24 protein-coding genes and 1 pseudogene are annotated in these 24,566 nt (G+C 61.5%); 9 read left to right on the top strand and 16 right to left on the bottom strand.

The genetic code is table 11. The annotated features are described in order from the left end of the window. Positions 1-131: 131 nt before the first annotated feature. On the bottom strand, positions 132-515 hold the full coding sequence (locus AD663_RS24595; protein ID WP_003186164.1) for a hypothetical protein: 384 nt from the start codon (positions 513-515) through the stop codon (positions 132-134). Positions 516-663: 148 nt separating this feature from the next. Here AD663_RS24595 and AD663_RS24590 point away from each other — a divergent pair, with 148 nt between their 5' ends. After that, positions 664-861, top strand: a complete 198-nt coding sequence (locus AD663_RS24590) for a heavy-metal-associated domain-containing protein (protein ID WP_003186162.1) — start codon at positions 664-666, stop codon at positions 859-861. A gap of 95 nt (positions 862-956) precedes the next feature. Beyond that, a complete protein-coding gene (locus AD663_RS24585) occupies positions 957-2,159 on the top strand; it encodes a multidrug effflux MFS transporter (protein WP_053214692.1) in 1,203 nt (400 codons plus the stop codon). Position 2,160: 1 nt separating this feature from the next. On the opposite strand, the gene AD663_RS29150 is transcribed toward AD663_RS24585, so the two are convergent. Both AD663_RS29150 and AD663_RS24580 read right to left on the bottom strand, forming a co-directional pair. After that, on the bottom strand, positions 2,161-2,331 hold the full coding sequence (locus tag AD663_RS29150) for a hypothetical protein (RefSeq protein WP_003186158.1): 171 nt from the start codon (positions 2,329-2,331) through the stop codon (positions 2,161-2,163). A gap of 260 nt (positions 2,332-2,591) precedes the next feature. Next, the gene (locus AD663_RS24580; RefSeq protein WP_003186156.1) at positions 2,592-3,605 is read right to left on the bottom strand and encodes a zinc-binding alcohol dehydrogenase family protein; all 1,014 of its coding nucleotides are present in this window, start codon (positions 3,603-3,605) and stop codon (positions 2,592-2,594) included. 114 nt (positions 3,606-3,719) lie between these two features. Here AD663_RS24580 and AD663_RS24575 point away from each other — a divergent pair, with 114 nt between their 5' ends. From AD663_RS24575 to AD663_RS24565, 3 genes are all read left to right on the top strand, one after another. After that, complete coding sequence (locus tag AD663_RS24575; protein WP_003186154.1) at positions 3,720-4,649, top strand: LysR family transcriptional regulator; 930 nt, start codon at positions 3,720-3,722, stop codon at positions 4,647-4,649. Positions 4,650-4,790: 141 nt separating this feature from the next. Then, entirely contained in the window at positions 4,791-5,525 is a 735-nt protein-coding gene (locus tag AD663_RS24570; protein WP_003186151.1) for a helix-turn-helix transcriptional regulator, read from the top strand. Positions 5,526-5,633: 108 nt separating this feature from the next. Next, on the top strand, positions 5,634-7,010 hold the full coding sequence (locus AD663_RS24565; RefSeq protein ID WP_003186149.1) for an MFS transporter: 1,377 nt from the start codon (positions 5,634-5,636) through the stop codon (positions 7,008-7,010). Positions 7,011-7,160: 150 nt separating this feature from the next. Here the strand turns inward: AD663_RS24565 and AD663_RS24560 are convergent, their stop codons facing one another. From AD663_RS24560 to AD663_RS24550, 3 genes are all read right to left on the bottom strand, one after another. Next, positions 7,161-8,114, bottom strand: a complete 954-nt coding sequence (locus AD663_RS24560; RefSeq protein WP_003186147.1) for an adenosine deaminase — start codon at positions 8,112-8,114, stop codon at positions 7,161-7,163. Positions 8,115-8,196: 82 nt separating this feature from the next. Next, on the bottom strand, positions 8,197-9,162 hold the full coding sequence (locus tag AD663_RS24555; RefSeq protein WP_053214691.1) for a 2-oxoglutarate and iron-dependent oxygenase domain-containing protein: 966 nt from the start codon (positions 9,160-9,162) through the stop codon (positions 8,197-8,199). Between the two features lie 144 nt (positions 9,163-9,306). After that, a complete protein-coding gene (locus AD663_RS24550) occupies positions 9,307-10,389 on the bottom strand; it encodes a BMP family ABC transporter substrate-binding protein (protein WP_053214690.1) in 1,083 nt (360 codons plus the stop codon). A gap of 315 nt (positions 10,390-10,704) precedes the next feature. Between AD663_RS24550 and AD663_RS24545 the strand changes: the two genes are divergently transcribed. Next, a complete protein-coding gene (locus tag AD663_RS24545) occupies positions 10,705-11,796 on the top strand; it encodes a calcium:proton antiporter (protein WP_003186139.1) in 1,092 nt (363 codons plus the stop codon). 60 nt (positions 11,797-11,856) lie between these two features. On the opposite strand, the gene AD663_RS24540 is transcribed toward AD663_RS24545, so the two are convergent. The 4 genes and pseudogenes from AD663_RS24540 to AD663_RS24530 form a co-directional block, all read right to left on the bottom strand. Beyond that, positions 11,857-13,215: an 8-oxoguanine deaminase gene (locus AD663_RS24540; RefSeq protein ID WP_053214689.1), complete on the bottom strand. Its 1,359-nt coding sequence runs from the start codon at positions 13,213-13,215 to the stop codon at positions 11,857-11,859. 137 nt (positions 13,216-13,352) lie between these two features. Beyond that, positions 13,353-13,454 (bottom strand): annotated as a pseudogene (locus AD663_RS29725) (metal ABC transporter ATP-binding protein); the annotation flags it as partial. A 6-nt stretch (positions 13,455-13,460) separates the two neighbouring features. Continuing rightward, positions 13,461-14,147 carry an SDR family oxidoreductase gene (locus AD663_RS24535; RefSeq protein ID WP_003186135.1) on the bottom strand — a complete coding sequence of 229 codons (687 nt, stop codon included), beginning with the start codon at positions 14,145-14,147 and terminating at the stop codon, positions 13,461-13,463. A gap of 23 nt (positions 14,148-14,170) precedes the next feature. Next, positions 14,171-14,521 (bottom strand): MerR family transcriptional regulator, encoded by a 351-nt coding sequence (locus AD663_RS24530; protein WP_003186133.1) that lies wholly within the window; start codon positions 14,519-14,521, stop codon positions 14,171-14,173. Positions 14,522-14,601: 80 nt separating this feature from the next. Between AD663_RS24530 and AD663_RS24525 the strand changes: the two genes are divergently transcribed. Then, positions 14,602-15,036 carry a hypothetical protein gene (locus AD663_RS24525; RefSeq protein WP_003186130.1) on the top strand — a complete coding sequence of 145 codons (435 nt, stop codon included), beginning with the start codon at positions 14,602-14,604 and terminating at the stop codon, positions 15,034-15,036. Positions 15,037-15,089: 53 nt separating this feature from the next. On the opposite strand, the gene AD663_RS24520 is transcribed toward AD663_RS24525, so the two are convergent. The 6 genes from AD663_RS24520 to AD663_RS24495 form a co-directional block, all read right to left on the bottom strand. Next, entirely contained in the window at positions 15,090-16,016 is a 927-nt protein-coding gene (locus tag AD663_RS24520; RefSeq protein WP_003186128.1) for an ABC transporter permease, read from the bottom strand. Continuing rightward, positions 16,016-17,122, bottom strand: coding sequence for an ABC transporter permease (locus tag AD663_RS24515; RefSeq protein WP_003186126.1), 1,107 nt, complete (start codon positions 17,120-17,122; stop codon positions 16,016-16,018). Before AD663_RS24515 ends, AD663_RS24520 begins: the two co-directional genes overlap by 1 nt. A gap of 12 nt (positions 17,123-17,134) precedes the next feature. After that, positions 17,135-18,688, bottom strand: coding sequence for an ABC transporter ATP-binding protein (locus tag AD663_RS24510; protein WP_053214688.1), 1,554 nt, complete (start codon positions 18,686-18,688; stop codon positions 17,135-17,137). Positions 18,689-19,222: 534 nt separating this feature from the next. Next, on the bottom strand, positions 19,223-19,804 hold the full coding sequence (locus AD663_RS24505) for a YigZ family protein (protein ID WP_003186122.1): 582 nt from the start codon (positions 19,802-19,804) through the stop codon (positions 19,223-19,225). Between the two features lie 7 nt (positions 19,805-19,811). Continuing rightward, on the bottom strand, positions 19,812-20,462 hold the full coding sequence (locus AD663_RS24500; RefSeq protein ID WP_003186120.1) for a TetR/AcrR family transcriptional regulator: 651 nt from the start codon (positions 20,460-20,462) through the stop codon (positions 19,812-19,814). 112 nt (positions 20,463-20,574) lie between these two features. Then, complete coding sequence (locus AD663_RS24495; protein ID WP_003186118.1) at positions 20,575-21,495, bottom strand: LysR family transcriptional regulator; 921 nt, start codon at positions 21,493-21,495, stop codon at positions 20,575-20,577. A 121-nt stretch (positions 21,496-21,616) separates the two neighbouring features. On the opposite strand from AD663_RS24495, the gene AD663_RS24490 reads away from it, so the two are divergent. Beyond that, the gene (locus AD663_RS24490; protein WP_003186116.1) at positions 21,617-22,966 is read left to right on the top strand and encodes an aspartate aminotransferase family protein; all 1,350 of its coding nucleotides are present in this window, start codon (positions 21,617-21,619) and stop codon (positions 22,964-22,966) included. 72 nt (positions 22,967-23,038) lie between these two features. Next, a complete protein-coding gene (locus tag AD663_RS24485) occupies positions 23,039-24,532 on the top strand; it encodes a CoA-acylating methylmalonate-semialdehyde dehydrogenase (RefSeq protein ID WP_053214687.1) in 1,494 nt (497 codons plus the stop codon). Positions 24,533-24,566: the final 34 nt, after the last annotated feature.

Genomic DNA, 24,566 nt, shown 5'->3' with positions numbered 1-24,566 from the left:
CGCCAATCCAAAAGGTTTCCTAAACCATGTGGGAGCGGGCTTGCTCGCGAAAGGGGTGTGTCAGTCGATTAAAGCGTCAATTGACCCACCGCCTTCGAGAGCAAGCCCGCTCCCACCATGATGTGATTCGGTCAGTAACCGAGCGCAGCCTGCTTGAGGTACATCCCTTGCTGACCCATGGCGATGCGGAATTTAAGGATATCGCCGGCCCTGAGGGTGATTTCCTGCGAGCTGGGCGCCAGCATGCCCGGGTTGCATCCCGGTGCCTGGCCTGGCAGCAGCTTCAAACGCAGGGAGACCGTGCCGGGCGGCAAGTTGAAGGAGGTGCTCTGCTCCTGGAAAAGCCGGGCGGAGAGTTGATCCTGGATGTAGATGCCGATTTCGCAATTGGTCGACACTTCCAGGCGCTCGCGGGAAATGATCAACACGCCAAAGTCTTCGCCAGCGGCCGACGCCTGGGGGGCTACTGCAAAAAAACCGAGCATGCAAAACAGGCTGAACGCTGACCAGCGCATGGCTGAACCTCCGGTGTGAAATCCTTGATAGGTGCAGCTTGGCTGAGCGCGGGGCCGATTGCCAGCCCGGCAGTTTTTGCCAGAACTTGACCTTGCCATGATGGCAAGCTTGAAACTCTCGGCAACCTCAATCCCTAGGAGTCATCTCATGCAGATATTCAACGTTCAAGGCATGTCCTGCGGTCACTGTGTCAGGGCCATCACCCAGGCAGTACAAGCCAAGGATCCGGCAGCGGACGTGCAGGTCGACCTGGGTAGCCGGACCGTTCGGGTCCAGAGCTCACTGCCGGCCGATGCGGTGGCCGAAGTCATCAAGGAGGAAGGCTACGAGGTCAGTCTGGCCTGAAGATTTTTAATCGTTAGCGACCTATCGGAATGTTCAAGAGCGCCCGGCAGAGCTAGACTGTCGGGCTGCCGACTGACGCCTGACCTGGACGCCCGATGAACTTTCGTACCATTCTGATTCTCGGCGCCTTGAGCGCCTTCGGTCCCTTGGCGATCGATTTTTACTTGCCCGCTTTTCCGGCGATGGCCACGGCCTTCGGGACCGATGAAAAACACATCCAACTGACCCTGGCCGCGTATTTTCTCGGCCTTTCCATCGGGCAATTGGCCTATGGGCCGGTGGCGGATCGCTTTGGGCGGCGCATTCCGTTGCTCACCGGCGTCGGCTTGTTCACCGTGGCGTCCCTGGCCTGCGCCTACGCGCCGAGCCTGGAATGGTTGATCGGTGCCCGTTTCGTACAGGCCCTGGGTGGATGCGCGGGGATGGTCATCTCCCGGGCGATCGTCAGCGACAAATGCGACGCAGTGGGCTCGGCCAAGGTGTTTTCGCAATTGATGCTGGTGATGGGCCTGGCGCCGATCCTCGCGCCGATGCTGGGTGGGTTGCTGGTGAATTTGCACGGCTGGCAGTCGATCTTCATTGCCCTGACCCTGTTCAGCGCGCTGGCGGCGACGGCCGTGGCCCTGTGGCTACCGGAAAGCTTGCCGGACCACGTGCCTCGGGCGCCATTGTCGGGCGCCTTGCGCCAATACGGCCGGTTATTGACTGACTCGGTGTTTCTCGGTCATGCATTGACAGGAGGTATCGCTATCGCCGGGATGTTTGCCTACATCGCCGGTTCGCCTTTCGTCTTCATCAAACTCTACGGCGTGCCGGCCGAGCACTTCGGTTGGTTGTTCGGAACCAACGCGGCGGGCTTCATCCTGGTTGCCCAAGTCAACGCCCGGCTACTGTCCAAACGCGGCCCTGCATTCCTGCTGACCCGCGCAGTATGGGTCTACCTCGCCGCCGGGTTGAGCCTGTTGGCCGTCAGTTCCCTGCACCCTGAGCATCTGTGGCCGTTGCTGGTTCCGCTGTTTATCTGTATCGCCAGCCTGGGGTGCATCATTCCCAACGCGTCTGCCTGTGCGATGAACGGGCAGGGCGCCCGCGCCGGCAGTGCGTCAGCGATGCTGGGGTGCCTGCAGTTTTCCGTGGCGGCGGGGGCCGCGGCGCTGGTGGCTGCGTTGCATGACGGCACGGCGGTGCCGATGGCGTTGGTCATCAGCCTCTGTGGGTTATGTGTGGTGGGCGCCGCGATGCTGACCCGTCGCCTGCAAAATGCCCGGGCGCTGGCCCAGGCCAGTCGCGAGGGCTGACTCAGCCGACGGCGCGCTGCTGCTGTTCAGGGAAGTGATGCGGCGCGTGAATGCGCGCTTGAAGCGTCGTGGCGAAGGCTTGGGCTTCGGCCTCGGTGCGAAAGGTCACGACGTGTTGGTCGAGGCGCACTTGCCATTGGGATTTTGCCACTTCTTTTATCAGGATCTTCATTGCTGACCTCCTCACGTAAAAGACTGCGTTGCAAAGGCCTCGAGTGTAGACCCGAATACGATCGCAATTGTGACAAGGGTCAATTCTCGGACTGACGGTGCAGCCCATCGTTGATGCAGCAGCTGTTGTGGCGAGGGAGCTTGCTCCCGCTGGGCTGCGCAGCGGCCCTTGGTTTTTGCGGTTGCTGCGCAACCGAGCGGGAGCAAGCTCCCTCGCCACAGTGGGTTGACAGGCCAAGGGTTTTGGCTGCCACAAAATAGTCAGAACCCTTCGAGCACAATCTTGCCCTTGGACTTGCCGCTCTCCAGCAGCGCATGGGCCCGGCGCAAGTTTTCGGCATTGATCGTGCCGAAATGTTCGCCGACCGTGGTTTTCAGCGTGCCGGCGTCGATCAGTTGGGCCACGCGGTTGAGCAGGTTGTGCTGCTCGATCATGTCGGCCGTTTCGAACAGCGAGCGGGTATACATGAACTCCCAATGCAGCGACAGGCTCTTGCGCTTGAGTTTGGTCACGTCCAGCGTCTTGGGATCGTCGATCAGCGCCAGTTTGCCTTGGGGCGCCAGCGCTTCGACCAGTTGATCAAGATGCTGGTCGGTCTGGGTCAGGCTGGCGACGTGGGTCACCTGGGGCTGGCCTGCTTCTTTCAACACTTCGCTCAATGGCCGGCTGTGGTCGATCACCAGGTCGGCGCCCAGGCTGCGGACCCATTCCTGGGTCTGGGCACGGGAGGCAGTGCCAATCACTTTCAGTCCGGTGAGCTGGCTGGCCAGTTGCGTCAGGATCGACCCGACGCCGCCCGCAGCGCCGACGATCAGCAGGCTCTGGCCTTGATCAAGTGGGTCTTCCTTGATGTGCAGCCGCTCGAACAGCAACTCCCACGCCGTAATGGCCGTCAGCGGCAGCGCTGCCGCTTCGGCGAAACCGAGGGTCTTGGGCATATGGCCGACGATGCGTTCATCCACCACATGCAACTCGCTGTTGCCACCGGCCCGGGCAATTGAGCCGGCGTAGAATACCTTGTCCCCAGCCTTGAACAGCGTGACTTCGCTGCCCACGGCCTTGACTACGCCAGCCACGTCCCAGCCCAACACTTTAGCGGCGCCGCCTTCGGGCTGGACGTTCTGACGGACCTTGGTGTCCACGGGGTTGACCGAGATGGCCTTGACCTCCACCAGCAAGTCTCGCGGACCGGCCACGGGCTCTGGCAGCTCGATGTCCTGCAACGATTGCGGGTCGGTGATGGGCAACGAATGGTAGTAGGCAATGGCTTTCATGAGGCGTCTCCGAGAGGGTAAGTGCAATGAAGCCAATGTTTAGCTATTTATCGGCGAGATAAAACCGGCTAAAAGAACAGGCTCTTTCAATAACTTTTTGATAATGGAAGCGTCATGCTCCGATTCGATGACTTGCAACTGTTTGTCCGGGCGGCGGATCTGGGCAGTCTCTCGGCAGCCGCCAGGGTCATGGACCTGTCGCCGGCGGTGGCCAGTGCCGCGTTGAAAAGGATCGAGCAACACCTCGGCGCCCGTCTGCTGGCTCGCTCCACCCGTAGCCTGCGGCTGACGGTCGAGGGCGAAGGTTTTCTCGAATATGCCCGTGCCGCCTTGGGCAGTCTTGATGAGGGCCGTCGGTTATTGACCAGCGGCCAGGATCAGGTGAGCGGGGTGCTGCAGCTGTCCGCACCGTCGGACCTGGGGCGCAACGTACTGTTGCCCTGGCTGGATGAGTTCCAGCGCGAACATCCCGGGCTGACGGTGCGGCTGTTGCTGGGGGATCGCATCGCCGATCTGTTCAAGCAGCCGGTGGACATCGCGCTGCGATATGGCGAGCCGGAAGATTCCAGCCTGGTGGCCTTGCCTGTCGCGCCGGATAACTACCGGGTGTTGTGCGCATCGCCGGCTTACCTGGCGCTTCATGGTGATCCCCTCCAGTTGGAGCAATTGGCCCAGCACAACTGCCTGCTGTACATGCTTGGCTCTCGGGTTCACGACCGCTGGTGTTTTCATGACGGCAAGCGGGAGGTGAGCCTCACCGTCAGCGGCGACCGCTTCAGCGATGATGCCGATGTGGTGCGGCGCTGGGCGGTGGCCGGCGCGGGTATCGCCTACAAGTCGTGGCTGGATGTTGGCGCCGATGTGCTGGCCGGACGCTTGAAGGTCCTGTTGCCACACCTGCAATGCGAACGGGCACCGCTCAATCTGCTGTGTGCCCATCGCGCACAATTGAGTAAACCGATCAATCTTTTGCGGGACATGCTCCGGGCCCGTTGCGCCCAGTTGACCGCTCAATTTCCGTGTTCAACGGGGGGCGGTCATTAGTCGCTCACAAAAAGAGACTTTTCCCTCACGAACAATCGCCTCCAAAGGTTTCCGGAGGACAGGAAACCTCGATCGCCGCGCTTATACTAGCGACCGCCTGCGCCAGAGCAGTAGACGAATGATTCAACAGGGAGTGAATACATGGAACATGCACCTTGCATCAGCCAGATCGCCACGTTGCTGGCCGACCCCAAGCGCAGCGCAATGATGTGGGCCTTGATGGACGGCACGGCCCGCCAGGCCGAAGAGCTGGCCTTGCTCGCCGGGCTGTCGCCGTCCTCGGCCAGCGCCCATCTGGGGCGACTGTGCAGCGGTGGCCTGTTGAAAATCGAGCTCCGTGGCCGCAAACGGTTTTTTCGCCTGGCCGCGCCTGAAATCGGCGCGGCCGTCGAAGCATTGGCCAGCGCCACGCTGGTCAGCCAGCCGCGGCAGATCCCGGAAATCTTCAAGCGTGGCGTCATGCCGACCAAAGCCCCTTCAGCCCCTGCGTCGCTGATGCGCGCCAGGCTCTGCGACGACCACTTGGGCGGAACCCTGGCAGCCGACTTGTACCAGCGCCTGCTGGACGCAGGGTGGATCGAACAATATGACCAGCGGGTGATCGTCACCCACAAGGGGGCTAATCAATTGGCCGGGCATGGCCTGTTCATCCAGGCACTGGCCCATCGCAACGCCCGCATCGCATGCCCCTGCCCGGATTGGAGCGAACGTCGCCCGCACCTGGGCGGCGCGTTGGGAGCGGCGGTGCTGCAGCTGTTCATGCAGTCCGGCTGGCTGAGCCTGCCCAACGATTCGCGAGCCTTGCAGGTCACGGTACTCGGCCAGGAGGAAATTCATCGGTTCGCCCGGGAGGACACGTTGGAAATGGCGCTCTAGAGCGCTTCTCCGCGTCGCTCAGGGCTGTTGGCAGGTCGTATTCAGCAATGGTCAGCTGCAAGGTTCGCGCACACTCGGTCCGGGGAATCATCGGATTGGGGAGGCGACATGAACACTTACGGCTACAGCGCGGCGGAACGCCTTGAGCGGCTGCCCATCAGCGGTTATCACCGGGTTATCTTCATCATCATTGCCCTGGCGTTTTTCTTCGACTCCATGGACCTGGCGATGATGACGTTCCTGCTGGGGTCGATCAAAACCGAGTTCGGCCTGAGCACGGCCCAGGCCGGATTGCTCGCCAGCTCGAGCTTTTTCGGCATGGTGCTGGGGGCTTCGCTGTCGGGCATGCTGGCGGACCGCTTCGGGCGCAAGCCGGTGTTCCAGTGGAGCATCGTGTTGTGGGGCCTCGCCAGTTACCTGTGCTCCACCGCCCAAGACGTCGAGACGTTGACGCTGTTTCGTATCTTGCTGGGCATTGGCATGGGCATGGAATTTCCGATCGCCCAGTCGATGCTCTCGGAGCTGATCCCGGCCAAGCGCCGAGGCCGCTACATTGCGCTGATGGACGGCTTCTGGCCGTTGGGCTTCGTGGCGGCGGGGGTGTTGTCGTATCTCCTGCTGCCGGTGATCGGCTGGCGCGACATCTTCCTGGTGCTGGCGGTGCCGGCGGTGTTTGTCCTGGCGATTCGCTTCTTCATTCCCGAGTCGCCGCGCTGGTTGGAACAGGCCGGGCGAGGCGATGAGGCGGACGCAGTGCTCACGCGGATCGAAGACAAGGTCCGCGCCTCGCTCGGGTGTGGGGATCTGCCCGAGCCAATCCGCCTGCCAAGGTTGGCGAGCACACCGGGCGGTTTCTTTTCGGCGTTGGCGCAGATCTGGTCCCCGCTGTATCGCCAGCGCACGATGATGATCTGGTGCGTCTGGTTCTTTGCCTTGCTCGGGTTCTATGGCTTGACGTCCTGGCTCAGCGCGTTGTTGCAGCAGTCTGGATTCGCGGTGACCCAGTCGGTGTACTACACCGTGCTGATTTCCCTGGGCGGGATTCCCGGTTTCCTGATGGCGGCCTGGTTGGTAGAGCGCTGGGGGCGCAAGCCGGTGTGCGTCATTACGCTGTTGGGCGGCGGGCTGATGGCATTTCTTTACGGGCAGAGCGCGGTGTTTGGTGGCAACGTCGGCTTGCTGATCGGCAGCGGTTTGCTCATGCAGTTTTTCTTGTTTGGCATGTGGGCGGTGCTCTACACCTACACACCGGAGCTGTACCCCACCTCGGCTCGGGCCACTGGCTCGGGCTTTGCCTCGGCGATCGGGCGCGTCGGTTCTTTGCTCGGGCCACTGGTGACTGGGCTGGTGTTTCCCATCACCGGTCAGGGCGGCGTATTTGCCCTGGGCGCGCTGTGCTTCGCCGTGGCGGCGGGGGTGGTCTGGTTATTCGGGATGGAGACGCGGGGCAAGACGCTGGAGGAGTTGAGCGAAGCGACGAATTGATGAAGATCGCCCGTGGCGAGGGAGCTTGCTCCCGCTGGGCTGCGCAGCGGCCCCGGTTTTGCGGTTGCTGCGCAACCGAGCGGGAGCAAGCTCCCTCGCCACGGGTTGTTCATAACCCCTGTGGTTGGGGGCAGCTCATTGCCACAAGGCTTAAGGTTTCACCAACCGCGCATCCAGGCTGTTCTGCGCCAAACGCTTGGCCTGGTCCTGGGTCATGCCCAGGTGCGTGTACAGCGCGTGGAAGTTCTCGGTCACGTAGCCGCCGAAGTACGCCGGGTCATCGGAGTTCACCGTCACCTTCACCCCGCGTTCGAGCATGTCGAGGATGTTGTGTTGCGACATGTCATCGAACACGCACAGCTTGGTGTTGGACAACGGGCATACCGTCAGCGGGATCTGTTCGTCGATGATCCGCTGCATCAGCCGCTCGTCTTCGATGGCCCGCACGCCATGGTCGATGCGCTGGATCTTCAGCAGGTCCAGGGCTTCCCAGATGTACTCGGGTGGACCTTCTTCCCCGGCGTGGGCGACGGTCAGGAAGCCCTCGTTGCGCGCCCGGTCGAATACCCGCTGGAACTTGCTCGGCGGGTGGCCCATTTCCGAACTGTCCAGGCCCACGGCCACGAAGGCATCGCGGAACGGCAGCGCCTGGTCGAGGGTTTTCTCGGCTTGCTCTTCGCTCAGGTGACGCAGGAAACTCAGGATCAGGCCACTGCTGATGCCCAGTTGCTGCTCACCGTCCTTGAGGGCGGCGGCGATGCCGTTGAGCACCACTTCGAACGGAACGCCACGGTCGGTGTGGGTCTGCGGATCGAAGAATGGTTCGGTGTGGATCACGTTCTGCGCCTTGCAACGCAGCAGGTAGGCCCAGGTCAGGTCGTAGAAATCCTGGGAGGTGCGCAACACATCCGCGCCCTGGTAATACAGATCGAGGAATTCCTGCAAATTATTGAAGGCATAGGCCTTGCGCAAGGTGTCGACGTCGCTCCACGGCAGGGCGATCTTGTTGCGCTCGGCCAGGGCGAACAGCAGTTCGGGCTCCAGCGAACCCTCCAGGTGCAAATGCAGTTCAGCCTTGGGCAGGGCGTTCAGCCAGTCGTACATGGTCTTTTCTCATCAGCGAATCGATGGCGGGCATTCTACAGGGCTGACCGCGCTGTCGGGTAAAACCTGACCGGCTGATCCACTACAACGCTTGCGGCTCCCGCCGGTAAGCATAGGTGTCGGCGAAGCGCGACAGCAGGAATTCGGCGCAGGTGGTGGTCGGGTACTTCGGCGGGTGCAGGTCATCCTGGCAACCGGGCAGGCACTGGATCAGCGTGTCGGGGTGCGGTTCGGCAAAAAACGGCATCGAATAGCGGTCCATCCCCAGCGGGCTGATCACCCGATGTGGCGTGGACAGGTAACGGTCGTTGCTCCAGCGCGCCATCATATCGCCGAGGTTGACCACGAAAGTGCCGTCGATGGGCGGCGCATCGATCCATTGCCCGTCGACGTTGCGCACTTGCAAGCCACCAGCGGCGTCCTGATAGAGCAGGGTGATGCAGCCATAATCGGTGTGGGCACCCGCTCCCTGCTGCTCGGTACTGCTGGCGGTGTGGCGTGGCGGGTAATGAATCAGGCGCAGCACGCTGACCGGCTCGTTGAAGCGGGTGTCGAAAAAATCCCGTTCAATGCCGAGGGCCAGGGTCATGGCCCGCAGCAGCGTTTGTGCCAGGGCCTGCATGTCACGGTAATGCTGCTCCATCAAGGTTTCCCAGCCGCTCAGGTCCGGGTGTCGGTTGGGGCCGCGCAGCGGTTTTTCCGCGAGCACTTCGGGATGATCGGCCGGCAGATGCAGGCCCATGTCGAAGGTTTCCTTCAAGTCGCTGGGTTTGGCCGGGTCCAGTTGTTCAGTGGCGACAGCGCCGTAGCCACGGTGGTGGCGGGTCTGGGTGATGTCGATGTTGAGTTTCTCTTCGACGGGCAGGGCGAAGAAGCGTTGGGCATTGTCCAGTACCTGGGCGATGCGCGCCGGGCTGATGGGGTGGCCCTTGATGTAGAAAAAGCCCCATTGGCGGCAGGCATGGTCGATTTGCCCGGCGACGGCTTGCCAGGCGTCGGGCTCGTCGCCGTAGAGCGGGCTGATGTCGATGATGGGCAGGCTGTTCATGCGGTTTCCTGAAGTGGAATGAAGATTCCATTGTGGGAGCGGGCTTGCTCGCGAAGACGGCGGGACATTCGCATTAATGTTGACTGACACTCCGCCTTCGCGAGCAAGCCCGCTCCCACAGGGTATTTACATTGGACTTGAAGGTTATTTTGGAATTTCGGCCTTCATCCCTTCGACGTAGTAGTTCATCGACGCCAGTTCCGCGTTGGTGGCGCTCGTGCCTGCGGGGATTTTCTCGACGCCGGCCTGGTCCTTGATCGGGCCAGTGAAGGGGTGGAAGGCGCCGCTCTCGATGTCGGCGATGATCTGCTCGGCTTCGCCCTTGACCGCGGCTGGGACCAAGTCGCTGATTGGCAGTTTCACCGTGCCTTCCTTCAGGCCGCCCCAGTAATCCTGGGATTTCCAGTTGTGATCGTGCACGCTCTGGGTGGCCTGGATGTAATGCGGGCCCCAGTCATTGACGATGGACGTCAACACGGCCTTGGGCCCGAAGTGAGCCATGTCCGAAGCGTAGCCCACCGCGTAAACGCCACGTCGTTCGGCAGCCTGGATCGGTGCCGGGCTGTCGGTGTGCTGGAACACCACGTCCACGCCCTGGTCGATCAGCGCGTTGGCGGCGTCGGCTTCCTTGCCCGGGTCGAACCAGGAATTGACCCACACCACTTTGATCTCGGTGCCGGGGTTGTACTTGTTCAAAGCCAGTTGGATGGCGTTGATGTCGCGGATGACTTCCGGGATCGGGAAGGAGGCGACGTAGCCGATCTTTTTGCTCTTGGTCATCTTGGCCGCGAGGAACCCGCCAACGTAGCGGCCCTCGTAGGTGCGAGCCAGGTATGTGCCGAGGTTCTTGTCCTGCTTGTAGCCGGTGGCGTGCTCGAACGTCACCTTGGGAAATTGCTTGGCAACCTTCAGCGTCGGGTTCATGTAGCCGAAGGAGGTGGTGAAAATCAGGTCGTAATTGTCCTTGGCCATGTTGCGGATCACCCGCTCGGCGTCGGCCCCTTCCGGCACGTTTTCGACGTAGTGGGTGGTGATTTGTTCGCCGAATTTCGCCGCCAGTTCCTTGCGCCCCTGTTCATGCTGATACGTCCAGCCATGGTCGCCAATCGGGCCGATGTAGACGAAGCCGACCTTCAGCGGGTCGGCAGCGCTGGCATTCAGGCCGATGCTCAGGCCGGCGGCTGCGATGACGGCGCAAAGCAACTGCTTCAACGGGCGTTTATGCATGAAATCGAACTCCATTTTGTTGTGAGGTTGGCTATACCGCACCAATGCAAAATGCTGACCAAAAGGACAACTAATCGACACAGTCCTGTTGTGGCGAGGGAGCTTGCTCCCGCTGGGGCGCGTAGCGGCCCCCGGTTTTTACGGTCGCTGCGCAACCGAGCGGGAGCAAGCTCCCTCGCCACAATAAGATCGGCCGGGCGATAAAGGTGCGCGCCGCCAGCCACTCGCCACCCACTGGTGCGCCACTGCGGACGAAACGTTCACCGCCCACTACAGTCTGTAGCTCATGACCCCATCCTCGTGACAGGCATCGCGATGCTCATTTTGATCAAGCAAGAAAAACTGCTGTTGCTGGCGCTCATCGCCGCGTTTGTGGCTTATCCGTTGGAACACTGGATATTAGGCAATGGGCAACTGGCGGCGTTGATCAGCGGCCTGGTGCTGATCGGCTTCATCGTCGCGGCCTCCATGCGCGTGGCCCATCACGCCGAGCTGTTGGCGGAAAAGGTCGGCGACCCTTACGGCACGATGATCCTGACCCTGTCAGCGGTGCTGGTAGAAGTGGTGATCCTGGCGATCATGATGAGCAACGAAGCGTCGTCGACCCTGGTGCGAGACACGATCTACTCGGCGGTAATGCTCGATATCAACGGCATCCTGGGGTTGGCGGCGTTGATGGGCGGGATCAAGCATGGCGAGCAGGTCTACAACGATGACTCGGCGCGCACCTACAGCGTGATGATCCTCACCGCCATGGGGGTATCGATGGTGGTGCCGGAGTTCATTCCCCAGGAAAGTTGGAAAACCTATTCGGCCTTTACCATCGGCGCGATGATCGTGCTGTACACGCTGTTCCTGCGCATGCAGGTCGGGCCCCACAGTTACTTCTTCAGCTACAGCTACCCGGAAAAACGCCGCAAGAAAGAGCCGGTGGAAAACGAGCCGAAGCCCATCAGCCTGGCGTTCTCCATTGGCGCGCTGGTGTTTGGGGTGGTGGTGATCGGTGCCTTGGCCGAGGTCATGTCCAAGGCCCTCGACGTCGGGCTGGAAGGCTCGGGCGCGCCACCGGTGGTGACGGCGATCCTGGTAGCCGCGATCTCCGCCGCACCGGAAATCCTCACCGCCCTGCGCGCCGCGTTGGCGAACCGCATGCAGTCGGTGGTGAACATCGCGCTGGGGGCTTCGCTGTCCACCGTGATCCTGACCGTGCCGGTCATGGAAGCCATGGCGCTCTACACCGGCCAGCCCTTCCAGATGGCAATGACTCCGGTGCAAACGGTGATGATCTTCATCACGCTGATTGTCAGCGCCATCAACCTCAACGATGGCGAAACCAATGCCATCGAAGGCATGACTCATTTTGTGTTGTTTGCGACGTTCATCATGTTGTCGATGCTGGGTCTATAAGCCCAGCACAGCACCCATTGTGGGAGCGAGCAAGCTCGCTCCCACAGGGCCTCGGCTGGATCAGGCGCCGGCAATCAATTCCCGCGCCGCCTGGCTGTGATCGGCAATCAAACCCTTGAGGTCCAACCCTTCGACCTGTCCGTCGATCACTCGCCACTGCCCACCGATCATCACCCGGTCCGCCCGGTCCGCGCCGCACAGCAGCAACGCCGAGATCGGATCGTGGCTGCCGGAGAAGCGCAACTCATCGAGCTTGAACAGCGCCAGGTCGGCCTGCTTGCCCACGGCCAGTTCGCCAATGTCGTTACGCCCGAGCAGTTGCGCCGAGCCGCGGGTTGCCCAGCCCAGCACGCGCTCCGGCGTGATCGCCTGCGCGCCATAGCGCAGGCGCTGGATATACAGGGCCTGGCGGGTTTCGAGGATCATGTTCGAGGCATCGTTGGAGGCCGAACCGTCCACTCCCAGGCCCACTGGCGCGCCGGCGGAGGTCAGGTCAAGGGTCGGGCAAATGCCCGAGGCCAGGCGCATGTTGGAGCTGGGGCAGTGACAGATGCCGGTGCCGGCGGCGCCGAGGCGGGCGATTTCGTCCGGGTTGAAATGGATGCCGTGGGCCAGCCAGGTACGCGGGCCGAGCCAGCCGACGCTGTCCAGGTAATCCACGGTGCGCAGGCCGAAACGTTGCAGGCAGAAATCTTCTTCGTCGAGGGTTTCGGCCAGGTGCGTGTGCAGGCGTACGTCGAGTTGTTCCGCCAGCTCGGCGCTGGCCCTCATGATCTGGGGCGTGACCGAAAATGGCGAGCAGGGCGCCAGGGCAATCTGGATCTGCGCGCCGTCGCCGCGCTCGTGGTATTGGCTGATCAACCGCTGGCTGTCGTCGAGAATGACCTGGCCCTGCTGCACGGTCTGCTGCGGCGGCAAGCCGCCATCGGCTTCGCCCAGGCTCATGGAGCCACGGGTCAGCATCGCACGCATGCCCAGCTCACGGACCGTTTGCACCTGCACATCGATGGCGTTTTCCAGACCTTCGGGAAACAGATAGTGATGATCTGCGGCGGTGGTGCAGCCCGACAACAGCAACTCGGCCAGTGCGACTTTGCTCGCCAGGCCGAGTTTCTCCGGGGTCAGTCGTGCCCACACCGGGTAAAGCGTTTTCAGCCACGGGAACAGCGGCTGGTTGACCACCGGCGCCCAGGCCCGGGTCAGGGTTTGATAGAAATGGTGATGGGTGTTGATCAGTCCCGGCAGGATCACGTGTTCACGGGCATCGAAAACATGATCGCAAGGCAGGGTCGGATGTTGGCCGGGGCTCAGCAGTTCGACGATGGCACCGTCCTGCAGGACGAGACCGCCACGGGCATCGAGGTCGTTGGCGGTGAAAATGGCGAGGGGTTTTTTTAACCAGGTACGGGTCGCAGGCATGGTGGCCGGCTCCTCTGAAAATGGGTTCAGGTTAGCCAGCTCAGTGATGCCCTGTCTGCTGATCCAGGGTCGCCCTTGGGGGCGAGGGGTGGAGTTTACTCAGGTTGTGCGGCGCATATCCAGAGCCTGCCGAGATCCAGATGTGGGAGCGGGCTTGCTCGCGAATGCGGACTGTCATTCCACGTAGATGTCGACTGATAGTCCGCCTTCGCGAGCAAGCCCGCTCCCACAGGAGCTATGGCGTTTTACCAGGGAATCGTTTCGCCCTTGTAGTTGACGAAGTGGTGCCCGCCCTTGCTGGCGAAGGCGTTGACCTGATCGATCAAGCCACGGGTGCTGGTGTCGACATCGATGTCCGCGCCTTCGCCGCCCATGTCCGTCTTGACCCAGCCCGGGTGCAGCGACAGCACGGTCAAGGCTTGCTTGCCCAGTTGGCTGACAAAGCTGTTGGTCATGGAGTTGAGCGCCGCCTTGCTTGCCTTGTAGAGGGCGAGCTCCGGTGCGTCGGGCATGGTCACGCTGCCCAGTACCGAACTCATGAACGCCAATACGCCGCTGCCGTTGCGGATCTGTCCGACGAAGCGCTGGGCCAGGTTGATGGGGGCCACTGCGTTGGTGAAGAACAACTGGCCGACTTCAGCCAGTGTCGCGCCGCCCGGGCCTTGGTTGTCAGGGCCTTTGACGCCCGCGTTGACGAACAGCAGGTCGAAGGTTTCGCCCTTGAGCTGTTGGCTCAGGGCGATGACGGCTTGCTGGTCGTCCATGTCGAGCTTTTCGATTCGCACCGGGCCCAGTGCCTTCAACGCCTCTGCGTTCTGCGGGTTGCGCACGGTGGCGGTCACGTTCCAGCCATCGCTGAGCAGCGTTTTCACCAGACCAAGGCCCAAGCCCCGGGAGGCGCCGATGATCAATGCGTTTTTTGCCGAATTCATGAAGGCATCCTTGAATGGAAAGGTCACGGATTTAATGGACAACGTTGCCCCAGCCGTTGTTTCAGCTCGTGGCGCAACGCGTCGAGTTCGGTCATGCGGGTTTCGATCAGGTTCAGTTTGTCTTGCAGCAGTTGCGTCACGGCGCAGTCCGGATCAGGGGCTTGCCACAGGGCGGCGACGCTGGCGCTGATCTCACCAAGCGTAAAGCCCAGGCGCTGGGCCGTCTTGATATAGAGCACAAGTTGCACCATGTCGGCGGGGTAATCGCGGTAACCATTGGCGCTGCGTCCCGCCGCGATCAGGCCGCGTTGCTCGTAGAAGCGCAGCGTGTCTCGACTGACGGCGCAGGCCTGGGCTAATTCGCCGATGCGCATGGTTCTCTCCGTAGGGCTTGACCTTGGAGCATACCCCAGGCTTTAGGCTTTTTGCTCCCCGATTATCTGGAGCAATACTGATGTGGACTTCTACCCAATACCGCCGGCTGGTGCGCGGCAGCGCCTGGTACGACCTGCTCGTGACGGCGGCATTTGCCACGCCGTGGAGCTTTGCGGTGGTGCATGGCTTGCTGGTGAGCTTCACCCAACGCTTCGGCCTGCCCGGTGAGTTGCCGGAATTTGCCTCCATGCACCTGTTGATGGCGAATCTGCTGGGCTCGATTGTCTGTGTCTGGGCGGTCCTGAGGATTCGCGATCCGCAGCCGGTGTATGGGCGTTATGACGCGGCTGGGCGGTTTTTGTTTGCGGCCTGGCTGCTTTACGCCCTGCTTCACGGAGCAAGTGCGCTGTTGTGGGGGTTCCTGTTTTTCGAGTTGGTGTGGGGCGTCCTGCAGGCACTGCCTGTCCGTGGTGAGGGCGCTTGCTCCCGCTGGGGTGCGCAGCGCCCCGCATAGCAGGCGACTGCTACGCAGTCGAGCGGGAGCCAGCACCCTCGGCACAGGCTTTGTCAGTGCCCCGCTCGCCAAGGCTGGCCCAGCGACACCGGTGCATACAGTCGGGTGCGCAGCGCATCCCGGGACAGCAGCACCAGCACCACGATGGTCGCTACATAGGGCAGCATCGCCAGCAAGCTCGATGGAATCGCCAGCCCCAACCCCTGGGCCACCAGATGCAGGATGCTGGCGAGGCCGAACAGGTAGGCGCCCAGCAACAACCGCCACACCCGCCAGCTGGCAAACACCACCAGCGCCAGGGCGATCCAGCCGCGCCCGGCGCTCATGTTCTCGGCCCACATCGGCGTGTAGGCCAGCGACAGGTAGGCGCCGGCCAACCCGGCCATGGCGCCGCCGAACAGCACGGCCAGGGTCCGCACGCGCAACACCGGCAGGCCCATGGCACTGGCGGCGTCGGGATTTTCGCCAACGGCCTGGATGATCAAGCCGACGCGGCTTTTCACGATCACCCACGCCACCAGGGCAAACAGGGCGAAGGACAGGTAAACCAGCAGATCCTGGGCAAACAGCATCCGCCCGATCAGCGGAATGTCGCTCAGATAAGGAATCGTCAGTGGTTCGAACCCCACCAGTGGTTTGCCGACCCAGGCCGCGCCGACAAAGCTCGACAGGCCCACGCCGAAAATCGTCAGCGCCAGTCCGGTGGCCACCTGATTGGCGTTGAACACCAGTGCCACCCACGCAAACAGCGCCGATAACAGCATGCCGGCGGCCATCGCCAGCAGCACGCCGAGCCACAAGTTGCCGCTATTGAACGCGACGATAAAACCGATCACCGCGCCGAACAGCATCATGCCTTCCTGGCCGAGGTTCAGGACGCCGCTTTTTTCGCAGACCAGCTCACCCAGGGCCACCAGTAGCAACGGGGTCCCGCAGCGGACGGTGGCGTAGAGAATATTGCTCAACAGGTCGATATCCATCACAGCGCTCCTGCCTGTACGGTGGTGGTCTGGGGGCGTCGGGTCCAGCGCAGGTCCAGGCGCGGCCGGTACAGGATCAATACGTCACAGGCCAGCAGGAAAAACAGCATCATCCCTTGGAACAATTGGGTGACCGCCTGGGGCAGGTTCAGGGACATTTGTGCGCTCTCGCCGCCGATGTACAGCAACGCCATCAACAGGCTGGAAAACAGAATGCCGATGGGATTGAGACGGCCCAGGAACGCCACGGTAATCGCCGCATAGCCATAGCCCGGCGACACCTGTGGGACCAGTTGGCCGATCGGCCCCGTCACTTCGCAGACCCCGGCCAACCCGGCCAACGCCCCGCTGATCAACAATGCCAGCCACACCAGCGGCTTCTGGCGAAACCCGGCGAAACCGGCAGCACGGGCGTCGAGCCCCAGCACCTTGATTTGAAACCCGACAAAACTTTTCTGCAGCAAGACCCACACCGCCACCAGCGCCAGCAGGGCGAAATACAACCCGGCATGGACCCGCCCATCCTCCAGCAGTAACGGTAGGCGACTGGCCTCGCCGAACATCGCCGATTCGGGAAAATTGAAACCCGCAGGGTCCTTCAACGGCCCGTGCACGCAGAACAACAGCAGGTTCAGCGCGATGTAATTGAGCATGATGCTGGTAAGGATTTCGTTGGCGTTGAAGCGTGTGCGCAGCCATGCCGTGAGCCCGGCCCAGGCCGCACCGGCCAGGGTTCCGGTCAGCAGGATCAGCACCAGTGCCCAGCGGCTTTGCATGCCGATGATATTCACCGCCAAGGCACTGCCGGCCAGGGCGCCCAAGAGCAGTTGGCCTTCGGCGCCGATGTTCCAGATTCGCGCCTGATAGGCCACTGCCAGGCCTAGGGCGCAGAGCAGGATTGGCAAGGTCTTGACCAGCCATTCGGACACCCCGTACAGGTCGCTGATCGGCGCAATCAACAAGGTGAACAAGGTTTCCAACGGATCATGGCCCAAGGCGATGAACAGCAGCGAACCGCTGCCCAGGGTCAATACGGCGGCAAGCAGCGGCGAACACCAAAGCATCAGGCGCGATTGCTGGCCGCGGGGTTCGAGAGAAAGCAGCATTGAAGAACTCCGTTAAACCGGTGCGGGAACAGGGGATTGGAGCGTGTCGAACTGGCCAGCCATCCAGCCGCCGACATCGCTGAGTTGGGTCTGGACCGTAGGTCTCAAGGCCGACAAACGTCCGCCGCACAAGGCTGCGAGGCGGTCGCTGATCTGGAACAGTTCGTCGAGGTCTTCGGAGATCACCAGGATCGCCGCGCCGGCATCGCGCAGGGCGATCAGGGCGCGATGGATAGTCGCTGCCGCGCCAACGTCCACGCCCCAGGTCGGATGGGCAGCGACCAGCAGCTTCGGTTGCTGAAGGATCTCCCTGCCGAGGATGAATTTTTGCAGGTTGCCGCCCGAAAGGCTGCGTGCCGGGGTCTTGGTGTTGGGTGTCTTTACGCCAAAGCGGTGGATGATCTCCTCGGCGAGGCGTTCGACTTTGCTTCGGCGAATCAGCCCATGGCTGACCAGGCCCTGCTGGAAAGCGCTGAGCAATGTGTTATCCGCCAGGCTCAGTTGCGGCACGGCGCCATGGCCCAAACGTTCAGCGGGGACAAACGCCAGGCCGAGCCGGCGACGGGCGTCGGGACGCAGATGAGCCACCGGTTGCCCGCTGAAACGGATGCGCTCGCTGTCGGCGTGGGGCAACGGCGTTTCCCCGCTGAGCAGTGCCAGCCATTCGTCCTGGCCATTGCCCGCCACGCCGGCGATGCCGACGATTTCGCCGCTGCACACTTCAAGGTCAATGTTGTGCAGCGAGCAACCGAACGGGTCAGGGTTGTGCCACGACAACCCGCGGATCTGCAGAAACGCTTTGTCTGCATTGACCTTCGGATAATCCGTGATGAGCCCAGCCGCCTCGCCGACCATCAGTTGCGCCAGTTCTCGGTCCGTACACTGCGCCGGCGTGCAATGCCCCGACACCCGTCCGCCGCGCAGTACCGTGGCGCTGTGGCACAAAGCCCGGACTTCGCCCAGCTTGTGGCTGATGAACAAAATGCTGCAGCCTTCGCTTGCCAGGCGACGCAGGGTTACGAACAGCTCCTCGGCCTCCTTTGGCGTGAGCACTGACGTCGGTTCATCGAGGATCAGTAGCCGGATGTCCTGCATCAGGCAGCGAATGATTTCCACCCGTTGCCGCTCGCCAATCGACAGGTCGTGAACCAGCCGCTGCGGCTCCAGCGCCATGCCGTAGCGCTGCGAGACTTCGCGGATCCTGGGCTCCAGTTGCGCTGGAGTGCCGGCCTGCGCGCCCATCGCCAAGGCGATGTTCTGCGCAACGGTGAGGGTTTCGAACAGCGAAAAATGCTGGAAGACCATGCCGATTCCCAGACTGCGGGCTTGGGCCGGGTTACGCAGGCTGACTCGCCGGCCTTGCCAGATCACCTCGCCCGAATCGGCTGGAGTGACGCCGTAGATAATCTTCATCAACGTGCTTTTGCCCGCACCGTTTTCCCCGAGCAGCGCATGGATCTCGCCGGGCTCGATACTCAAGTCAATGGCATCGTTGGCCAGGCAGCCGGGGTAGCGTTTGCTGATACTGCGTAATTGCAGGCGCGGGACAGAATCGGGGTTGGGCATGACAGGCTCGGGTCGATGGAGATGAATACCTGTGGACAAAGCAATTTCCTGGCCATCAGGTCAGGATTTTTAGCTGGCCCCGGAATTTGGGCCCTTGCTGGGGCGTCGGGGCGCCTGTCATCAATGTCGCTTTGCACTGTATTGGGGCGCGTGGGACTGGCCATGCACTGGCTTTGTCCGGTAGGGGCTGGTTAAAAAATGAACAAGCGGCTGCGGGCCATGTCCTTCTTGGGGCGGCGGGAGCCATGAACGGGTTATCCACAGGTTGCTCCACAGTTATTGTGCGCAAGCCGCAAACTCCGGCATAAGCACTGCGGGGCTTTCTTCTAAAGGTGATAAACCGCCGCAAGCGTCTGTTTTCTGGATGGATTTGTGGGTGCGGCAGGCGTTTGGGTGAAAAATGAACAACCCCCTCAAACCCGCATGACAGAAGGGTTACAAGGGGATGTGCTCAGGTTATCCACAGCCGGGTGCACAGTGGATGTGGGCAAGTTGACGGTAGCGGGGCGCCCTGAAAAGTCGCAGGCCTGGATCTCAACGCGCCAACAGAATTCGTCCGCGGCTCAGGTCGGCCAGTTGCGTTTGCAGTGTTTCGATTTGCGCTTCGCCTACCGCCAACTGTAAGTCCACGCCATTGGCCGTAAAGCATTCCTCGATTACCAGCCCGCCGGATTCGAGGACGCGCAATTTCACCAAGGCCAGCTCTGCGAAGCCACAGGTACAGCGCAGTGCGACACGGCTGATCAGCTCGATTTTTTCGGCGTTTTGCAGGCATTTGTTGGCACCGCCGCCATAAGCCCGGGCCAGCCCGCCCGTGCCCAATTGAATTCCGCCATACCAGCGAATCACCAGCACTGCGACCTGATCGCAAGCCTGGGCTTCAATGGCGGCCAGGATCGGTCGCCCGGCGGTACCACCGGGCTCGCCATCGTCGTTGCTGCGGTATTGATCGCCGAGTTTCCAGGCCCAGCAGTTATGCGAGGCGTTCAGGTCGCTCTGCTGTTCAATGAAGGCCTGGGCTTCGGCGGGGCTGGTGATGGGCGCGGCGACGGTAATGAAGCGGCTTTTGCGAATCTCTTCACGGTATTCGCAAAAGCCGGCAAGGGTAAAAGGCATGGCGAACTCAGAGGGCTGGTGTCAGGCCGCAGCCCTTGAGAATGATGCGGATCAGGTTGTCGCCCGCATCGACCATGTCTTGCTTGGTCAACTTGCTGCGTCCGGTCACGCGACAGATCTGGGTGGCGAAGTCGGCGTAATGCTGAGTGCTGCCCCACAACAGGAAAATCAGGTGCACCGGGTCGATCGGGTCCATCTTGCCGGCATCGATCCAGGCCTGGAAAACGGCGGCCCGACCACTGAACCAGGCACGATAATCCTGGTTGAAATATTCGGTCAGGCATTCGCCGCCGCTGATGACTTCCATCGCAAAGAGCCGCGAGGCCTGGGGCTGGCGCCGAGAAAATTCCATCTTCGCGCGGATGTAGCGGGTCAAGGCTTCGGCCGGATCATCCTCGGCGGTGAGGGTATTGAAGGTGCTGTCCCACAACTCGATGATGTTGCTCAGCACCGCGACATACAACCCGAGCTTGTTGGTGAAGTAATAATGCAGATTCGCCTTGGGCAACCCAGCCTTCAGCGCGATGGCATTCATGCTGGTGCCTTTGAACCCGTGACGAGCGAATTCATCCTCGGCGGCCTTGAGGATGGTCTCTTCGTTCTTTTGACGAATGCGACTGGTGGGCTTGCCACTGTGGGCAGGGACTTCAAAGGTCATGGGCGTTTCCGGGTCTGTGGGACAAGCAACTGCGTTGATAGCGCACCGGCATCGATCCGACAAGTGCCATCACACTAAAAAGCTGACTGAACATCTGCTGGAACAAACAGGCTCAGCGAGTCGCCGCCAGGCTCTCGAGAAAACTTTCCAGCACCAAGTGGGGCCTGCGCCCTTTGCGCGTAACCGAGGCCAGGCTCAAATCGTAGAAACGTGCCGCTGGTTTCAGCGCCCGCAACCGGCCTTGTTGAACCCAAAGGCTGGCGTAATGGTCCGGCAAGTAACCGATGTAGCGCCCCGTGAGAATCAGGAACGCCATGCCCTCGCGATCCGACGCGCTGGCGGTGCAATTGAGGGCTTGATAATGGGCCTGGATTTCGGCCGGCAGGCGGAAGGTTGGCGCGATAGCGTCCTGGCTATTGAGGCGCGCGTCATCGAGCTGCTGGTCATCCACGTAAAACAACGGATGCCCGACCGCGCAGTAAAGCAGTGACCGTTCGCTGTAGAGCGGCTGATATTCCAGCCCGGAAAGCGCACTGGCCTGGGGGACCACGCCGACATGCAGGCGACCGTCGAGGACGCCTTGCTCGACTTCGTTGGGGGCGATCATGCGGATCTGGATCTGCACGTCTGGCCCGCGCTCCTTCAATTGCGCCAACGCGTGGGTGATACGCATATGGGGCAGGGTGACCAGATTGTCGGTCAGGCCGATGATCAGTTCACCTCGCAGATGCTGGTGCAGGCCATTGACCTCAGTGCGAAAGCTTTCCAGTGCACTTAATAGCTGCAAGGCCGATTGATACACCTCGCGGCCTTCTTCGGTCAGGGAAAATCCCGCACGTCCACGCTGGCATAAACGCAGGCCGAGGCGTTGTTCCAGATCGCTCATCTGCTGGCTGATGGCCGAACGACCGATGGCGAGCACGGTTTCGGCGGCGGAGAAACCACCGCACTCGACCACGCTGCGGAAAATGCGCAGCAAGCGGATATCAAAGTCGCTGACCTGGGCCAGTGGATCGGGACGGCGAGCGCTCATGGTTTAGTGATCCGCTAACTGAAGGTTAGAAAAGTTGGGTTTCACCGACTTTATAGCCGTGGCAATTTAGCTGCAAGAACGCTTTCGATTCCTGTCGCCCCTATTCTGCGAGGTTTTGTCGATGAACATGCCCGAACACGCCGTCGGTTCCCTGGCTAGCCAGCTCAAGCTTGACGCCCACTGGATGCCTTACACGGCCAACCGCAATTTTCAGCGTGACCCGCGCCTGATCGTCGCCGCCGAAGGCAGTTGGCTGGTGGATGACAAGGGCCGCAAGGTGTATGACTCGCTGTCGGGCCTGTGGACATGCGGCGCCGGACACACCCGCAAGGAAATCCAGGAAGCGGTGGCCAAACAACTGGGCACGCTCGACTACTCCCCCGGCTTTCAATACGGCCACCCCTTGTCGTTCCAACTGGCGGAAAAAATCACCAGCCTGACACCGGGCAATCTCAACCATGTGTTCTTTACCGACTCAGGTTCCGAGTGCGCCGATACGGCAGTGAAGATGGTTCGCGCCTATTGGCGCCTCAAGGGCCAGGCGACCAAGACCAAAATGATCGGTCGTGCCCGGGGCTATCACGGCGTGAACATCGCCGGTACCAGCCTGGGCGGTGTCAGCGGCAACCGCAAATTGTTCGGCCAGGCCATGATGGATGTCGATCATTTGCCCCACACCTTGTTGGCCAGCAACGCCTATTCCCGTGGCATGCCGAAGGAAGGTGGCATTGCCCTGGCCGATGAATTATTGAAACTGATCGAACTGCACGACGCCTCCAACATCGCTGCGGTATTCGTCGAGCCGATGGCCGGATCGGCCGGCGTATTGGTGCCGCCGGAGGGTTACCTCAAGCGCCTGCGGGAGATCTGCGACCAGCACAGCATTCTCTTGGTGTTCGACGAAGTGATCACCGGCTTCGGCCGCACCGGTTCGATGTTCGGCGCGGACAGCTTTGGCGTGACCCCGGACCTGATGTGCATCGCCAAGCAAGTCACCAACGGCGCGATCCCCATGGGCGCGGTGATTGCCAGCTCTGAGATCTACCAGACGTTCATGAACCAGCCGACACCCGAATACGCGGTGGAATTTCCCCATGGCTACACGTACTCGGCGCATCCAGTGGCGTGCGCGGCGGGCCTGGCGGCGCTGGACTTGCTGCAGAAGGAAAACCTGGTGCAGAGCGTGGCCGAGGTTGCCCCGCATTTCGAGAATGCACTGCACGGCTTGAAGGGCGCGAAGAATGTCATCGACATTCGCAACTATGGCTTGGCCGGCGCGATCCAGATCGCCGGGCGCGATGGCGATGCAATCGTGCGTCCCTTCGAGGCCGGCATGGCGTTATGGAAAGCCGGGTTCTATGTGCGGTTTGGCGGCGACACCCTGCAGTTCGGGCCAACATTCAACAGCAAGCCGCAGGACCTGGATCGGCTGTTCGACGCGGTCGGTGAAGTGCTGAACAAGCTCGACTGACGCATCCTTCTATATAGCTTTCGATAATGGGCGTCCGGTCACGGGCGCCTGTGGATAAATTCTGGAGTCCCCATGAGCCTCATTCCGCATTTGATCAACGGCCAACTGCTGAGCGACAGCGCTCGCACGGCCGACGTGTTCAACCCGTCTACCGGCCAGGCCATCCACAAGGTGCCTTTGGCGGACCGCGCAACTATCCAGCAAGCCATCGACGCGGCCAAGGCGGCGTTCCCCGCCTGGCGCAACACGCCGCCAGCCAAGCGTGCCCAAGTCATGTTTCGTTTCAAGCAATTGCTGGAACAGAACGAGTCGCGTATCGCCCAGTTGATCAGCGAAGAACACGGCAAGACATTGGAAGACGCCGCTGGTGAGCTCAAGCGCGGCATTGAAAACGTCGAATTTGCCTGCGCTGCGCCGGAGATCCTGAAGGGCGAATACAGCCGTAACGTAGGACCGAACATCGACGCCTGGTCAGACTTCCAGCCGCTGGGTGTGGTCGCGGGCATCACGCCGTTCAACTTCCCGGCGATGGTGCCGTTGTGGATGTATCCGCTGGCGATCGTCTGTGGCAACTGTTTTATCCTCAAGCCGTCCGAGCGAGACCCGAGTTCGACATTGCTGATTGCCCAACTATTACTGGAAGCCGGCCTGCCCAAGGGCGTGTTGAGCGTGGTGCATGGCGACAAGGCGGCCGTGGATGCGCTGATCGAAGCGCCAGAAGTGAAGGCGCTGAGTTTTGTCGGTTCGACGCCGATTGCCGAATACATCTATGCCGAGGGCACCCGACGCGGCAAGCGCGTCCAGGCGCTGGGTGGCGCAAAGAACCATGCAGTGCTGATGCCGGATGCGGACCTGGACAACGCCGTCAGCGCCTTGATGGGCGCGGCGTACGGTTCGTGCGGCGAGCGTTGCATGGCGATTTCGGTGGCGGTATGTGTCGGCGATCAGGTGGCGGATGCGCTGGTGTCCAAGCTGGTTCCACAGATTCAGGCACTGAAGATTGGCGCGGGGACTTCTTGCGGGCTGGACATGGGGCCGCTCGTGACGGGGCAGCATCGCGACAAAGTCAGTGGCTATATAGAAGACGGTGTGTCGGCGGGTGCTTCGCTGATCGTCGATGGTCGCGGTTTGAGCGTGGCCGGGCATGAAGAGGGCTTCTTCCTTGGTGGCTGCCTGTTTGATCGCGTGACGCCTGAGATGCGCATCTATAAAGAAGAGATCTTCGGGCCGGTCCTGTGCATCGTTCGGGTCAACAGCCTGGAAGAGGCGATGCAACTGATCAACGATCATGAATATGGCAATGGCACCTGTATCTTCACCCGTGATGGTGAAGCGGCGCGGTTGTTCTGCGATGAGATTGAAGTCGGCATGGTCGGCGTCAACGTTCCTTTGCCTGTTCCTGTTGCGTACCACAGCTTTGGCGGCTGGAAGCGTTCGCTGTTCGGCGACCTGCATGCCTACGGCCCGGATGGGGTGCGTTTCTATACTCGCCGCAAGGCTATTACCCAGCGTTGGCCGCAGCGGGCCAGCCATGAAGCTTCTCAGTTCGCTTTCCCTAGCTTGTAACTTATTAGGGAAGAGGCCGGCGCCGTTAGGCGCC

The organism is Pseudomonas sp. Q12-87, from assembly GCF_001269755.1.
Lineage (GTDB): Bacteria > Pseudomonadota > Gammaproteobacteria > Pseudomonadales > Pseudomonadaceae > Aquipseudomonas > Aquipseudomonas fluorescens_S.
The sequence above is the reverse complement of the archived record's forward strand: the minus strand, read 5'-3'. Positions and strand labels throughout refer to the sequence as shown.